General features: G+C 45.8%; 9 protein-coding genes and 1 pseudogene. 8 read left to right on the plus strand and 2 right to left on the minus strand.

Annotated elements, in window-relative coordinates; translation table 11 throughout:
• Nucleotides 1-163 precede the first annotated feature (163 nt).
• The 5 genes and pseudogenes from MARGE09_RS00850 to MARGE09_RS00870 all read left to right on the plus strand — a co-directional run.
• A complete protein-coding gene (locus tag MARGE09_RS00850; RefSeq protein WP_236985481.1) occupies nucleotides 164-1795 on the plus strand; it encodes an RICIN domain-containing protein in 1632 nt (543 codons plus the stop codon).
• 426 nt (nucleotides 1796-2221) lie between these two features.
• Nucleotides 2222-3568, plus strand: a complete 1347-nt coding sequence (locus MARGE09_RS00855; protein WP_236985482.1) for a CotH kinase family protein — start codon at nucleotides 2222-2224, stop codon at nucleotides 3566-3568.
• Nucleotides 3569-3627: 59 nt separating this feature from the next.
• The gene (locus tag MARGE09_RS00860; protein WP_236985483.1) at nucleotides 3628-5583 is read left to right on the plus strand and encodes a DUF6055 domain-containing protein; all 1956 of its coding nucleotides are present in this window, start codon (nucleotides 3628-3630) and stop codon (nucleotides 5581-5583) included.
• Nucleotides 5584-6058: 475 nt separating this feature from the next.
• Nucleotides 6059-6274, plus strand: a complete 216-nt coding sequence (locus tag MARGE09_RS00865; protein WP_236985484.1) for a glycoside hydrolase family 5 protein — start codon at nucleotides 6059-6061, stop codon at nucleotides 6272-6274.
• A gap of 15 nt (nucleotides 6275-6289) precedes the next feature.
• Nucleotides 6290-6997, plus strand: a pseudogene (locus MARGE09_RS00870) (glycoside hydrolase family 5 protein); the annotation flags it as partial.
• Nucleotides 6998-7238: 241 nt separating this feature from the next.
• On the opposite strand, the gene MARGE09_RS00875 reads toward MARGE09_RS00870, so the two are convergent.
• Both MARGE09_RS00875 and MARGE09_RS00880 read right to left on the minus strand, forming a co-directional pair.
• Nucleotides 7239-8084: a hypothetical protein gene (locus MARGE09_RS00875; RefSeq protein ID WP_236985485.1), complete on the minus strand. Its 846-nt coding sequence runs from the start codon at nucleotides 8082-8084 to the stop codon at nucleotides 7239-7241.
• Nucleotides 8085-8389: 305 nt separating this feature from the next.
• Complete coding sequence (locus tag MARGE09_RS00880) at nucleotides 8390-11353, minus strand: ligand-binding sensor domain-containing diguanylate cyclase (RefSeq protein ID WP_236985486.1); 2964 nt, start codon at nucleotides 11351-11353, stop codon at nucleotides 8390-8392.
• Nucleotides 11354-12301: 948 nt separating this feature from the next.
• Here MARGE09_RS00880 and MARGE09_RS00885 point away from each other — a divergent pair.
• From MARGE09_RS00885 to MARGE09_RS00895, 3 genes are read left to right on the plus strand one after another with little or no spacing between them, the layout of a single operon-like run.
• Entirely contained in the window at nucleotides 12302-13300 is a 999-nt protein-coding gene (locus MARGE09_RS00885) for an FHA domain-containing protein (RefSeq protein ID WP_236985487.1), read from the plus strand.
• Nucleotides 13301-13310: 10 nt separating this feature from the next.
• Nucleotides 13311-15608 (plus strand): serine/threonine-protein kinase, encoded by a 2298-nt coding sequence (locus MARGE09_RS00890; protein ID WP_236985488.1) that lies wholly within the window; start codon nucleotides 13311-13313, stop codon nucleotides 15606-15608.
• Nucleotides 15609-15637: 29 nt separating this feature from the next.
• Nucleotides 15638-16057: a hypothetical protein gene (locus tag MARGE09_RS00895; protein WP_236985489.1), complete on the plus strand. Its 420-nt coding sequence runs from the start codon at nucleotides 15638-15640 to the stop codon at nucleotides 16055-16057.
• Nucleotides 16058-16118 lie beyond the last annotated feature (61 nt).

Here is a 16118-nt window from a genome sequence, read left to right on the forward strand (position 1 = left end):
ACGCACCTCAGATTTATTCGGCCATTACTCTTATGATGGCCCTTCCTATTTCCGTATTGGGGTTGGCTGAAAAGTGGTTAGCCTGTGTGAATACATCGACCCTGCCAAAAAAGCACGTGTTAGTCAGCCTGGGCCGAGCGGTAAAAAATAATTAAGGGGCTTTATGAAAATGTTGAGTGCGCAGGCATGCCAGTTACTAACGCGATTAGCGTATTGTGGTGCTTTAACCGCAACAATCAGTGCCTGTACCGGCGAAACTGAGAGCCCCAGTAGCGCTGCGGTGTCGAGCAGTAGTACGTTGGCTAGCAGCAGTGCGTTAGCGGCGGCTAGTTCTGTGCCTAGCGCTTCCTTAGCCAGCAGCGCCATGTCTATTAGCAATACTTTTAGTAGTGTTTCGAGTATTTCTTCATCATCAAGCGTGCCGCGCTCGAGTGCCGCTAGCGTGGTGGACGCTAAGCTTGAGCGCGGTGTGTACACACTGGCATCGCGCTTAAGCGGTAAATTGTTAGAGGTGGCCAATGCGTCGAATGCCGATGGCGCGAATGTGATTCAGTGGCCTGACTTGGGCGGCCCAAACCAGCGCTGGATTATTCGCGAGGTGATCGAAGGTTATTATTCGATCGTGAGCGTTCAAAGCGGTAAGGCGTTAGAGATTTTTGAGCAGAGCACCGCCAATGCTGCCAATGTGGTGCAGTACGACTACTGGCAGGGGGATTCGCAGCTTTGGCGTATTTTGGATTTAGGTGATGGCGCGGTACAGCTGGTTAACCGTTTGAGTGAAAAAGCACTAACTGTGGCCGCCAGTGCGGATGATGGCGCCAATATTGAACAAAACACCCCGACTGGCGCGGCCAACCAAATTTGGCAGTTAAACTTTTTAGGGGCTGTCGATGGCCCCGTAGAGGATAAATCGGAAACTAACGGGGCAGAAAACCACTGGGAGATGACGGGCGATACCTTTACCCACGACCCCACTTTGTATTTAGAAGATGGCACTTGGTACCAGTATTTTACCGCCGACTGGATCGGTTCAAAAACATCAAACGATGGCCGAAATTGGCGCGATACCGGCCGTATTCTGCCCGGTGAATTTTCGTGGTGGCGCAATTACGTACCCGATTGGGAGCCTGCCAATGTGTGGGCGCCAGAAATTGACCGTTACGGTGACCGCGTGTGGATGTGGTATTCAGTGTCCACTTTTGGTTCGCGGGTATCTGCCATTGGATTGCTGTCGGCGACTAGTGCGGCAGCGGGGGATTGGCGCGATGAAGGCTTGGCTATTAGCTCCAACAATTCGAATAATTTCAACGCTATTGATGCCGACTTAGCCGTGGATGAATATGGCGACCCTTGGATGACGTTTGGTTCTTGGAACTCGGGCATTAAACTGACCCGCCTTGATCCACTTTCGATGAAGCCGGTGGGCCAACTTTATTCCATTGCCAGTAAAGATGGCGGTATCGAAGCGCCTGATGTGGTTTACCGGCAGGGCTATTATTATTTATTTGTTTCGCTTGGCCGCTGTTGCGCCGGCGTAGATAGCACCTACCATATTGTTTACGGCCGCTCGGAAAAAATTACCGGCCCGTATCTGGATAAAAATGGCAACGATATGTTAAATGGCGGTGGCTCACTGCTTGATGGCGGCAATGATGTTTGGATCGGCCCCGGCGGGCAAGATATTATTAATACCAACCTTATTATCCGCCACGCTTACCCTGCCTCTCAAAACCAATTTGCTGCGGTGTTGATTAGTGCCTTAAATTGGGATAATGAGGGCTGGCCTAGGTATTAGTAATAGTGGCTTAAATAGGCGCCTATGCGGGCGCCTATTTTGGTTGGGGTATTTGTTCAGGAGGCTCGAGCTTCTCCCAAATATTGAACGAGCCGGTCGCAAACCGTCGTATTATTTTCTGGGCCGTTTGGGCCTTCCTTAGGCATATTTTTTTATTGCGTAAGTGCCGGCTTTGGTTTTGGTATTTTACAATCTGTTTGACTCTCAACTGCGGTTTTTAGGTTTATATTAAGCGTTGCAGGGCAATACGGAAGTGGGCGATTAGATTAACGCATTTAGGCTGGGGCTCCGTTAATGTAATTATGTATTTATGTTGTCATGGTGATGGTTATTTAACCGCCTTTGAATGGTAGTGAGTGAAGGCGCGTTCCGTCACATTTTAAATAACGTTAAAACGTATAATTGCCGATTTTATTGGGAATTTTCATGGCGCTATTAGGAATTATAAAAAGTTGTAAAGAGGTAACAATACGACCTTATCGCAATGCATTGCTGTTGATCATGGTAACGTTGGGCTTGGTGGCTTGTGGTGGCACTGATATTGATTCCGATGCCGATATGGCACAACCTGAACCAATGGAAGAAGATTTATTTCAGCAAGATAAAGTGCTAAATATAGAGCTGTCTTTTCCTGATGGCGATTGGGACAGTTTGCGGCGCGAGAGTAATTTGGGGCGTATTGATGGCGGTTTTGGTCCTGTCGACCCCTGTTTTGAATACAGTGAATTTTATGGTGCGGCGTCTATTGATGGGCACCTTCTAGAAAATGTGAATATCACGAAAAAAGGCACCTTTGGCTCTGTTGACTCTAATCGCCCTAGTCTAAAAATTAACCTTGAAAAAGGTGAAGGCAACGATGGACGCAAGCTATTTGGTGAAAAACGCTTTACGCTGAATAACAATAAACAAGACGCATCTACGATTAAACAGTGTTTGGCATACCACATATTTAACCTTGCGGGCATACATGCACCACGTTGCAATTTTGCAAACGTATCTGTCGAGGGGCAAAGCCTTGGTGTTTATTCCCATGTAGAGGCCATTAAAAAGCCATTTTTAAAGCGTACTTTTGGCAATAAATCTGGCAACTTATACGAAATTCAGCGCGATGGCGCTTTTATTGAATCGCGCATTGAATATATTGAAGCTAAAACTAATGAAGATGAAACCGACCGCGCAGAATTAGTTGCGGTGGTGAATGCTATGAATGCCAACGATGATAACTTATGGGCAGAAATGGCCAAAGTGATTAATATGGATTACCTCATCACATTCGTCGCTATTGAGGCGCTTGTTGGCCACACAGATGGTTTTACTGGTTACCAGAATAATGTTTACTTCTATCACAACCCTGACGATAACCTGTTGTATTTTATCCCTTGGGGGGCTGATCAAACGTTTAGAAAGCAATATATTGTTACTAGTAACGATAATACGCCAGCTTCAATTCTTTTGGGTAATTCGTTAATTCAGCGCTTGTGGCAATCTGCAGAGTTTCGTGCAAATTACGACCTTCGGTTATTAGAAATTTTAGATACCGTATGGGATGAAAGTGGGTTGATTGCTATGGCTAATACCTTAGCGGGTATTGTAAACGCCGATGAACGTGAAGTTGATAAAGTTCGCAATTTTATATTGGAACGTAGGTCCCTTGTTGAAAGCGAATTAGATGGTGCTTCAGATCGAGAGGGCGAGTGGACATTATTGCCACCGACAGTACAAGAGCCAATGTCTTGCAGCACCCCAGAGCCTGAACTTGTTTTAGCTATTTAATACGTATTTATTAGACGGCGAATGTAAAATTATTTTTCTACACACAGGTGAGTTAAGTTATGACTAAGAATTCATTGCTAGTACGTGTTGCTTTTTGCCTTAGTCCATTTTTTATTCTTACGGCCTGTGTTGGCGGAAAAGTTACAGAGTCCACATCGTCGTCGACGGTAAGTTCTACACAGTCTTCGTCACTGCCATCATCGTCTGCGGCATCGTCCAGTGCTGCACAAGCCTGTGATGCTGGCAGTACAGAAACCCAGTGGGCAGATAGCTGCCCCACAATATCTACAAACGATTGCATCGGCGGCACTTGGCAGGTAACCCCTGAGGGGAGTGATGGCCAAACATTGCGCTATGAAAGCGAGCATTTCGCTTTTTATTGGCAAGACGGTACCGATATAGATATTGCTGGGGCGCAAGGTGCGGCTAATACATTGGAAATGATTTGGGATAAATACTTTAATTCGTCGATTAATTTCCCAGAACCCTACTGTCAGTCGGAACTAAAATATAAAACCACAATTCATTTTGATAACGATTTTCCGCTGTGGGGCGGTGCTTGGGATTACCAAGGTACTAGTATTCCCGGTATGTGGGTTGGCCCCAGCGCAGCCAAAGATCAATGGGGTTTAGCGCATGAATTTATGCATGGCGTGCAATCCTTAACGCCAGCTTTTGCCGACTGTAATAGCCCTGGTGGTGGCGATTGTTGGATTTACGAAAGCCATGCCAATTGGATGCCGCATCAAATTTTTAAAGATGAAGTGCATTGTTCTGAGATGCTAGCAAATAGCGCGCATTTACATTATGGCAATACCCGTAACCGTTACTGCAATTGGCAATTGTTTGAATACATTAAAGATAAACATTGCCCAAGTACTGTAAATGCCATGTGGACAAGCCAGGCACCCGCAGGTCAGCGCGACCCCTTTCAAAAATTAATGTTTAACCAGGGTTGGAATATTGAACAACTAAACGACTTGTTTGGTGACTGGGCGTTGCACAATGTGACTTGGGATTATCGCGACCCCAATGGTGCCGATCAGGGGGCGATTTATCGCCGCAATTATGGCCCAATCACAGCTAACAATACGGCCTATAGCCAGCGCCGTTTACGTTTAACACAACTTGAGGCATTGGATAATAATTGGCAAAGCAGTCGCCGATTTAGTTCGCCGTATTATTGGGCTCCGCAACGCTGGGGCTACAATGTTACCCGTTTGTATCCAGAAGACGGCGCGCAAACTGTTACCGTTGATTTTCGAGGCGTCGAGCAAGATGGTGCTAATTCTGGCTGGCGCTGGGGTTTAGTGGCAACAGATTCTAACCTAGAAAATCCTCGTTATAGTGAACTGCAAAGCGCGAGTAAGGGTGAGTTAACTTTTTGTTTAACTGGCAGTGAGCATGTGTTTTTAGTGGTGTTGGCCGCGCCAACACAGTATCAAAAAATTACGTGGCAACAGCCGGCTGACGGCACACCTTACCCAAGTATTTACCGTTACCCTTATATGGTTGAAATTAATGGCGCGTGGCCTCAAGGTTTTGTGAATGGGGAATTATCGCCTTGCCCACAAGGAACCGCTCGGCATTCTAATGGCGGTGGTTGCGCGCCGTCGGCTACTCCTGCTTCGGTGTATGTTGGGCCTTATGCAAAAATTTTGGGTGGCCGTGTGGCTGGCAATGCCCGCATAGAAGATCATGCGACCATTATTAATGGCGAGGTTAGCGATAATGCGATTGTGGGGGCGTTAACCGTTTTAGGTGTCGAGCCTAATCCACATCACGGTGCAGCGAGTTTCAATGTTATTGATAATGCTAGTGTATATTCTACGTTTTACCCTATGGGCTGGTTCGGCGCCAACTTAACGGCTTCTGGTAGTGCTGTGTATAAAGGTGATTTAGAGGTCTACTCGAGTAAAAATAATCGTTTGTTTTATGGCTTAGTTGATGACAATAATCAAGGCGTTACTAACCAGCCAGAGGTGACGACTGAGCCGCCTTACTTTTGGTATTAGCTAAGTTTAGGCGCGAGTAGCTTTACCCGTGACGGTGTTGTTGCGCTAAGGGGCATCTCTAAAAATGCACTTTTTCCGCGATAGCGACTTACAGGTTTTCGCTCCTCGACATGCTGCTCCTGCGCCGCTCTACCCGCTGAATCCTTTCAGTCGTCTGGGCGGTGCTTTATTGCCAAGGATGGCATGTATGCAGGGAATATCTGATTGGACATTGCCGGAGGAGAGCAATGGTGAGGTGCCGTTTTAGTCGAATGGGCATATAGCAAAGGCATAAGCGGTTATGCGTTTGCAAGCAGCCACTCTCTTCGGTTTTAGGGTGTTAAGTGTGTTTCTAGGGACTATGCTGTTATGGGTATTGTCATTTCACAATGACGATACCCATATTTTGTCTAGCCAATCTACTGGGTAAATTATATTGAATAAACAACGGTTTCGAGCCAATTGGCAACGATTATGGTGCACATGTTGCGTCGCCTTGTTATGGCTATGTAGTAATGCCTATGCCGGCTTTTCTATTAAGGGTACTCAATTATTAGATGCTAATGGTGAGCCTTTTATTATGCGCGGTGTTAACCATGGCCACGCGTGGTTTCCTCTGAACTTATCGGCGATTGAGGATATTGCAAATGCGGGCGCTAATACGGTACGCGTGGTTTTATCCAGCGGAGCCCAATGGGCGCGCAATTCCTAAGATGATGTAAAAAAAGTCATTAGCACTTGTAAGCGAAATCACCTTATTTGTGTATTAGAGGTACACGACGCAACGGGTTATGGCGATAATAAATCAGCCGTTAAAATTGCCGAAGTTACAGCCTATTGGCTAAGCATAAAAGAGGCGCTGCAGGGCGAAGAAAGCTATGCGCTAATTAATATTGCCAACGAACCTTTTGGCAACGGCGCTCCTAAGGCGCTCTGGCTTAAGGAGCATCAAATAGCCATAAAAACGTTACGTGAGGCAGGGCTTGAGCATACATTAATTGTCGATGCCCCTAATTGGGGGCAAGACCGTAACGAAATTATGCTGTCGCACGCAGCACAATTAGCGGCCGCAGACACCCTGAAAAATACGTTATTTAGCGTGCATATGTATCAGGTTTATCAGGATTACAATAAAATTAACAGCTATGTGACCCGTTTTTTAAACGAGCAAAACTTGCCCTTAATTGTAGGCGAGTTCGGCGCTAGCCATCAAGGTGAGCATGTTGATGCCAGTTCGATATTGCGCGTAGCTAAAGCCCAAAAGATTGGCTACTTGGGTTGGTCTTGGTCGGGGAATAGTGATTGTTGTACAGACTTAGATATTGTTAAAAACTTTAATCCCAATGCCCTTAGCGATTGGGGTACGCTATTGCTTCGTAGCCCGAACGGCATTAAGAACACAGCGGTTAAAGCATCGGTTTTCTTGGATGAGTAGTGAATCATAAATGGGAGCCTTTTAGACCCTAACGTTGCATTAACTTATGGACCAGGATCGCTTCGCTGCTTCTATAGCAGTATTTCTAACGTCGTACTCAATTTTTCTGGATCTCACCTAGAGTGACTAGTATCAATCCAAAAAAATCTCCGTTCAACGCTATAAATACCACTCTAAAAGCTCCTGAACTCAAAATCTAATGCAACGTTAGGGTAGATTGTCCCCATTATGGCTTAGTCAGTTATAAGGTAGATATTTCCTCTGGAAAGCTAGACCACAGCATAGAGCCTTGACCTAAAAAGGCTTCTAGCATTTGGCAGCGATACCATTCGTTGTTTTGTGCCGTTGCTCCAGTATTTATGGCTGGGTCACAAGACAAGTACTGGTTGACTAAGTAGCCATGGCTTACTTCTCCGGCTTTTGTATTGCGCAACATAGTAGAACGAAACACAGGTATGTCATCAATACTGTCCACAATGGTTTCACTGCCGTGGCAATCGCCGCAAATACTGCCTGTGCGTGTGGTATTCATAGGCACTTTTTCATAAGGCGCCTTTTCAGGAAGTTGTTCTAAAACAGGAAATGCCAATTCGGCTTTAATCGACTGCTGCAATAAACGGTTAGATTCCACTTCGTAGCTTAACTCTAACAGCTGAATATTATCTGGGTCCCAAATAGACGATGTTTCTCCGGTGACAGAATCCTCTATTAATAGCGAACGCTCTTGGGGCACAAAGGAAAGCCACAGCTTATCTTCTTTAATAAAAATACGCGGGTTCTCTCGCCCGACCGAAGGCTGTGCGCTAAAGGTGCTCACGGTGGCATTGTAGGTAAGCGGGCGAGGTAAGCTGGCAATAAAACAGGCTAGTGTGAGCGGCTTGGGCATGGCGTTAATCCATTCCACTACACTGGCAATATCAGTGAGTACAATGCCGGCAGGGGCTAAGCAAAAACTAAGGTCTTCGGGCTGATGGGCGACGCTCTCGCCAGTACCAGAACTGCTATTGCTGTTAGAGCTAGAGCTTTGAGGGCCCCCAGCGCAACCGGCAAGGCTGGCCAGTAATAATAAGGGAGTTAAAAACTTCATAAAATACCTATAGACCTTGGTAGCGCATAGGGGTACCTCTAAAAATAGTAATTTTTGCGTGAGAGCAAGGAAGCACCGCCCAGAGAGCCGCAGTTTACGTGGTGTAAATGAGGACTCGAGGACGGAGCTGACGCCGCTATCGCGGAAATAGTGCATTTTTAGAGATGCCCATAAAGGTTGTTTGGGGATACAGGCTGTTTATAACCCAGCAATCACTGTGGAATGACGAGCTAGATCAAAAAAGTGGTGGTTAGCTGCTGATGAATGTTCTTTCTTAGAACTCCGTTAGCTTAAAGCGGATGTTTTTAGTCGTTGGCGCCACAAAATCGATTACGGCCAGATTCTTTAGCGACATAAAGTGCTTCGTCGGCCCGCTGGCAGGTGCTATCAAAAGGTTCGTTTGTGTGATGCAGTGCACCGCCAATGCTAACTGTTAGCTGTAGTGGTGTGGCATTGTCGAGTTGCATCGGGGTATTTTCTACTGCATGACATAGATCATCGCCGAATTGTTGTAGTGCTACTTTCGATGCTAGTTGTACTAAAATTATGAATTCTTCACCGCCCCAGCGCCCTAAATAATCCTCTTTGCGAATATTTTTTTGTAGCGTATCGACAACGTGTTGTATAGCTTGGTCGCCAACGGCATGGCCGTAGGTATCATTTATTTTTTTGAAATGGTCTATATCGATAATCAATGTTGCTTGGGTTTGAGTTTTATCATTGTTTTTATTTTGCCGTAAGGCCTCTACCACCAATAAAATACCTGAGCGATTATAAATACCGGTTAAAGGGTCGGTAGCAGCAAGGTGGCGATAATTATCGGATGTACGCTTTAACCGGCCAATACAATAAATGCCATAAATAAAACCCAAAAATAGTAGGGTGTATAGGCAATATGCCCAGTAAGTTCGCCACCACGGTGGTGTGATTACCAATGTTAATGTTCTAGCGCGTTGTTGCCATTGCTCCCCCGGTACGCGTGCCTTTACTTTAAAAGAGTAAGTGCCTGGATTAAGGTTGGTATAGATTGCGGTATTACGGTGGCCAATATAAAGCCAGTTTTTATCAAAACCTTCAAGTTGGTAGGCATATTCGTAATTACCTGGAAAGCGATAGCTCAAAACAGAAAAATCTAACGAGAACATGCCGTGGGAATGCTCAAGTGTAATGTTATCGCTGGTTAGTGTACTTTCTTTTAATATTGAGTCTTTACCAATATTAATGATTTTATTCGAAACTCTGAATTCTGTGATATGTATAGGGTGCCAACTTTCTTTTAATGTAAGAGCATTAGGCGCCATTGCCGTAAGCCCTTCGGTCGATCCAAAATAAAGCGTGCCATCACGCGCGGCGAGTGTCGCATTACGATTATAATTAATGCCCGCTAACCCAACGCCTTCTGAATAGATATTTATTTTAAATGTTTCTGGGTGAATGCGCGCTAAACCGTTGCTGGTTGCTACCCAAATATTGCCGGCGTTATCTTCTAGCAGGCTCGATACTGTTGACGAAGGCAGCCCTTCATCAAGCCCAATTCGTAAAACTGCGCCCGTATTCGGGTCAAAACGATTTAAACCGTTATCGTGTGTGCCAACCCAGAGGTAATTATCAGTGCTGTATAACAACGATTTAATAATGGAGCTGCTAAGTTTAGTCGGGTCATCCTTGTCGCCCTGCCAAGAGGTAAATGTTTTGGTTTCTGGGTCGAAGTGATTTAGCCCGTAATAAGTGGCTAACCATAAATCCCCTTTTTTATCTTCAGTAATATGCAGTACATACAAATTACTGATGGCATTGTCTTGGCCATTATTATTTTTATAATGTACAAAATCGTCGGAGTCTTTGCGGTATTGCTGTAAACCCGCTCCTTCGCTGCCTACCCACAAACGGTTTTTGCTATCGATAAAAGCCCCCCAAGCAAACGAATCGCCTAGGCTGTTTGGGTTGTTGGCTTGTGGCCCATAGTGCTTGAATGTTTCACTGTCGGGGTCAAAGTGATAGAGGCCGCCGCTCCAAGTACCTACCCATAAAAAACCATTTTGATCTTCAGCAATACTCAAAATGGCATTGGCTTGTAGGCGATGAGGGTTCCCAGGTTCAGCGATAAAGCGCTTAAATGTTCCGTCGTTATTTAATCGGTTTAGGCCAAATTCAGTGCCCACCCAAATGCTATTTTTGCTATCTTCAAAAACAGTGAGTATGGCATTATTGCTTAGGCTTTTTGGGTCCATTGCGTTATTTTTATAGGTTCTTATGTGTTCGCGTGAACGGTCGATAAAGTCGACCCCAAAAGGAAAAAGGCCTATCCACATGTCGTTATTTTTATCTTCAAATACGCTGCGAGTTTGATTGGATTGAATAGACGATGGTCTACCAGACGAGTGGGTATGGTGTGCAAGTAATTGCTTGTTTTGGTCGAATACCAATATACCTTGGTGGCCAACGGAAGCCCAAACTTCACCTTTATTATTTACGTGTAAATCTCGAACCACAGCATTATGGCTGCCGCCTAATAAGGTGTTTGGCCAAAATACTTTTTCATGCGCGTTATTGGTCGGGTCGATCCAGCATAAGCCGCCCCCGTTTGTGCCTGCCCAAAGGTGGTTGCTGTGATCAAAAGCCAGCGTATAGAAAGTGGTCTGTTGTGCTGCTTTTTTTTTGCAGGATGTTTGGATAATTTCGGCGTGCTTGGCGGAAGGTGAAAGTCTTACAATACCCAGCCTGCTTATGGCGAACCATATATTACCATTTGGGCCTATCTCTATATCCCATACGGTATTATTTAAAAGCATTTCACCATTGCGAGTGCTAAGGTCAAATTCTTGTAGTGTATTGTTGTTGAAGTCAATGCGGTAAGGTGTGGTGTGGGTTCCCACATATAAACGGTCTTGGTCGTCAAATAATAATGCGCTGGCGCCACGGATTACAGCTTTACTACCCGCAAAACTTTGTGGGCAGTAAAAGCTATCGCTTTCTCTTTTATATTCACAAATACCGCGGCCGGTGGCAACCCATAAGTGTCCTTGGCTATTAATCGCTATATCCCAAACAAAGTTATCGGGCACGCTTGTAATGTCGTTAGGGTCATGTTGGTACAGTTTCAAAACAGAGCCATCATAACGGCCCAGCCCAGCAGAAGAGCCTGCAAACCACATAAAACCTTGGTGGTCTTGTATTACACGATTAATGCCGCCTAAGCGTCTTACATCGGCACCGTGGTCGAATACCTGATGGTCAAAGCGCAGCGGCGGCTGCGCGGTTTTCGCCATAGCTGTTGCGCACACAAGGCTGCACCAGCATGCACACAGTGCGAATACTATTTGTGTATGTATTCCTTTAAACATTACTCCATACCTAATAGTTATTACCTGTGTGTGGTTATACTTAAAACCAAATATGGAGAGGCCTTGTAAAGTGGCGAGTAAAACGATTAACGGATTGAATAAGTAACGCTAGCGGCATCTCTAAAAATAGTAAGTTTTTTATAACAGCAAGGATATGCCGCCCAGACGACTGAATGGATTCAGCCGGTAGAGCCACGCACTGGTACAGGGTGTACCTTATTAGAACGGCGCAGGAACTCGCCGCGGAGGAAGCCAAAGCTGAAAGCCGCAGTTTACGTGGGGTAACGAGCCCAAAGCATCCATGCGCTTCACCCCGACGAATTGCCCATTGGCTACTCAAAACGCGGTTGGCGTTTTGGTCGAGGGCGGAACTAATGCCTATGAATGGACGCAATACAGGTTTTACAGGAGAAACTTGTAAGCTGCTATCGCAGGAAAAGTGCATTTTTAGCGGTGCCCCTAAGTGTGCATGGATTATCAAAGTATAGGCACGCCAAGCGCTATTTAATGGGCTATACGGCGCTGTAGGTAGAGTTTAAAGTTATAGCTTTTGTGTTTTTAGATCAGCCGAGTATTTGCAATCTTAGTTAAAACGATTGTTTTATTTGATGGGGGCGGGGAGTGACTTCGTGCGGTGTTAAAACGGTTATTTTTGGCTTGTGGGATAGTTGGCCACTTAATTCACAGTTTAAATACCGTGTACAGTTGCGTAGTGGGTGAAACTAGCCGGCTATTGTGGCAATCTAGCGCCTCGCGCTAAAGCTTACTTGTTAAGGATGTTCTAAGCCTTGCGGTTTAACTTTGTGATTGCTAGGGCAGACCAGGATAGCCCTCGATCCGAGCGTCAGTATCGACTTTATACCTGGATGACCTATGGCATTTTTATTTGATGCAAACACACAACGTTATATCCCTCTTGCGCCGCACCACACCGTTGGCCGGTTGGCGAGTATTGTCGATACTCACCTAGACCGCCCCTATATCTCTAAATTACACATGACGATTGAGTGGCGTGATGAGCATTGGCATGTAAAAAATCTAGGCCTTAATGGCACATATGTTAATGGTGATTTTCTTGCTCAGGGTGTTAGCCGCCCGCTGGTGCTGGGTGATGATATTACTTTAGCTGAGCCTAATGACCCAGCGTTTAAGGTGTTAGATCTTAGCCCGCCGGCAGATATGCTCTGGCCGTTAAACGATAGCCAAGTACCACAACCAGTAGTGTTAGCGCGTTATCATTTATTGCCCGAGGAAGAGAACCCAGAACTCACATTGTTCCTGCAGGATCAGCAATGGTATTTAGAGCCGGTTACTGGGCACGAAGAGCCAGTGACACGATTACTCAACGCTGATGACGCAGTAACCTTTGATAATCAGCAATGGCGGCTTATTCGCGCACAAGTCTATGGTCCTACCGAGGCCCGGATGCAATCTATAGATAAAATATCGCAATTTGAGTTTGTCTTTGATTTAAGTTTGGATGAAGAAAGTACGCAGTTATATTTGCAGCGAGACCAGCAAAAATTTGATTTGGGTGAGCGCAGTCACCACTATTTACTTTTTCTGTTGGCGCGCCACCGCTTAGAGGACATAGCGCGCGGGCTTGCTTGTAATAGCCAGGGATGGGTTTATGCCGAGCAACTTGCGCTAGAGCTGGGTGTGGATAATACTCACATGAATATCTATATCTATCGCGCCCGTAAACAGCTGTCCGATATACTGCCGCATGCGCAGGTGCAAAATAGTTTATTGGAGCGCCGAGGCGGCAAACTACGCATCGGCTGCGACAGATTTAAAGTATATAAAGGTGGTGAAATCATTGAGCAATCGCCAAAGGCAAGCTCTATTGTTCAGCCAGAGTTGAGCGTATGAGTGAAAAGCCATGGTGAACTCGCAAGCCCATCAAGCTCCTCGCCTACTAAATCAATACGAGATACTTTCGCCGCTAGGGCGTGGTGGTATGGGGTTGGTGTATCTTGCGCGTGATACTCGGTTACAGCGGCAAGTTGCCATTAAGTGCTTGCGCAGTGAACTCTTCGAGGAGTGCTACATTGAGCGTTTTAAGCGTGAAGCTTTTTTACTCGCAAAACTAAATCACCCCAATATTGTTCAAATATACGACTTTATTGAAACGCCTGAGCAGCTGGCACTTGTGATGGAGTTTGTCGAAGGCAATAACCTACACATTCATCTGCGCGAACATATAGTGTCTCTTTCGCAGCGTATGACGTGGCTAGTACAAATTGCACAAGGTCTTGCTGTTGCCCACGACGCGGGCATTATCCACCGCGACCTAAAACCCGAAAACATTCTAATAAGCAAACTTAATCAAGCCAAGATAAGTGATTTAGGTATTGCTAAATCACAAGAAACCAATGCGGCGCTTACAGATCATATAGCGGGGAGCTATTGTGCGATGTCGCCAGAGCAAGCCGTTGGTGATGCCATCACGTTTAAAAGTGATTTATTTTCTTTCGGAATTTTAGCTTATCAATTGTTATGCGGCGCGCACCCCTTTGGCGATACCAGTAACAAGTTGCAGATGATGCAGCGCATAATCTCGCAACCGCCTACACCACCGAGCAAGCACAACCCTGACCTTGCACCGGCCATTACCGAGATTCTTGGGCAACTATTGTCCAAAAAGCCCGATAGCCGTCCAGATAATACTCATTGGGTGGCAACACAATTTGAATGCTTAAGTCGTTTGTTGGTAACTAATGATGATGTGAATAATGATACGCAAGCTTTAGCGCCTAACTCCGCTGTTATCCAGCCTTCGGGTTATCCGCAGGCGAGTACTTCTCAAGCGCATGCCACTTTTAATTCCGGAACAGCTAGTTCGGCCACAGTAAAAAAATGGGCTAGTCTTGTGCCCATGCAGCGGTATTTTCATAGCCAAAAAAAGACTGTCATTTTCAGTTTATTGATCGCATTTACTCTTACTTTTTTTCTATTGTGGCGCTTGCAGCCGAACACGCCAGCGCTGATTGTTACCCCAAGTTCTCCTTCGCAGGTTGCCAAACCCTATTCGCAGGCAGCGCAGTTGCGCAAAGGGCTGGAGGCCCTTAAATTATTCGATCGCCCAGGCAGCTTAGAGACAGCAGAGAAAAGCTTTAATATTATTCTAGAGCACAGCCCTAGTAATGCGGCTGCAGTCGCGGGTTTATCGTTGGTGTATAGCTACCGTTACAGCGGAGATAGCGAAGACCCTATTTGGTTGCAAAAAGCTGATGCTAGCGCACAACAAGCGATGCGATTAAATGCACAGCTCGGGTTTTCTCATATTGCTATGGGCCATGTTTTCACAATAAAAGCCGAGCACGACCAAGCCTTTGATGCTTTTGCCCGAGCGCTAGTTTTAGAACCGACCAACATTTTTGCATGGCGCGGAAAGGTTTCTGCATTGCGCTCTGCGCAGCGTTATAACGAAGCCATTGTGTTAGCTCTGCAGGGGCTTAAGCAATTCCCTAAAGAGCGCTTTTTTGCTGATGAGCTAGGCACTATTTATATTGATCAAAACAATTACTCCAAAGCAGAAGAAGCTTTTCGGTTAAGTATTGAGCGGCAACCAGATGCTGTTTATGCTTACGCCAGCCTCTATATCGCGTTAGAGCGACAAAATCGCGCTGATGAAGCTATGCAGATTTTACAGCAAGGCTTACAAATACGCTCAAGTGCCACATTGTACGGCAACCTCGGTAATGCTTTATTCATACGCGGCGATTACTTAGGGGCGGCCGCTGCGTTTGAAGCAGCTATATCGCCGGATAAGGGTAACCCCGGCAGCCATTTGGCTTGGGCCAATTTGGCGGATACCTTGCGCTGGATTCCCGGGCGCGAAGCGGAGGCGAAAAACGCCTACATTAAAGCGCGTGATCTACTGGTACCCCGTTTAGAGCATAGAACCGAAGATGCCACTTTGATTTCACGGATGGCATTATATCTGGCCCGCTTGGGCGACAATGATGCAGCAGAGCCAATGTTATGGCGTGTAATTGCACTTGCGCCCAAAGATGCTACTGTCCACTTCCGCGCAGGTTTAGCATTCGAGCTGCTTGGCGAGCGTAATGCGGCACTAGCGACTCTGATCAAGGCTGTTGAGCTGGGGTTCCCGCTCAAACTCATCGAGGCTGAGCCCGACTTACTCGAACTGCGTCGCACCAGTGGTGCTTTTTAATTAACCCAAACATCAAGAAGGATTAGACAATGGCCGATTATAGTTTTGCGTTGTTATTTAATAAGAAAAATAAGAAAAAGGTGGTCACCAATGTAGATTTTCAGGTTACCAATTTAACAGAGAAGAAAACCTTAGCACCGGACACCATGCCAGACATACTTGATCCAGGTGACACGCTTAAATTTGTCGTTGATAATAGTACCGAGATAGATAAGTTAAACAGCTGTTTATTTACTTCGTACCCCGTTCACGGGTCACCCGGCGAAAGCCCTTTTGCCCCGCCGTATGATCGTGCAAGTATTGATTTTATTGGTGAGAATCTATTTGGGCAACCGCTCGAAGTGGCAAAAAAACGCAAAGGCTCATGGATTTTTCATATGATGGGTTTGTACCGGAATAATGGCAAACATGCCGCGTATTATCTTGACCCCGAAGCCACATGTGGCTAATACTTTGCGAATTGTTTTAGAAATTACTTTTAGTTAAGTAGTACATTTCTGATCTAGGTAT

This window comes from Marinagarivorans cellulosilyticus, assembly GCF_021655555.1.
Lineage (GTDB): Bacteria > Pseudomonadota > Gammaproteobacteria > Pseudomonadales > Cellvibrionaceae > Marinagarivorans > Marinagarivorans cellulosilyticus.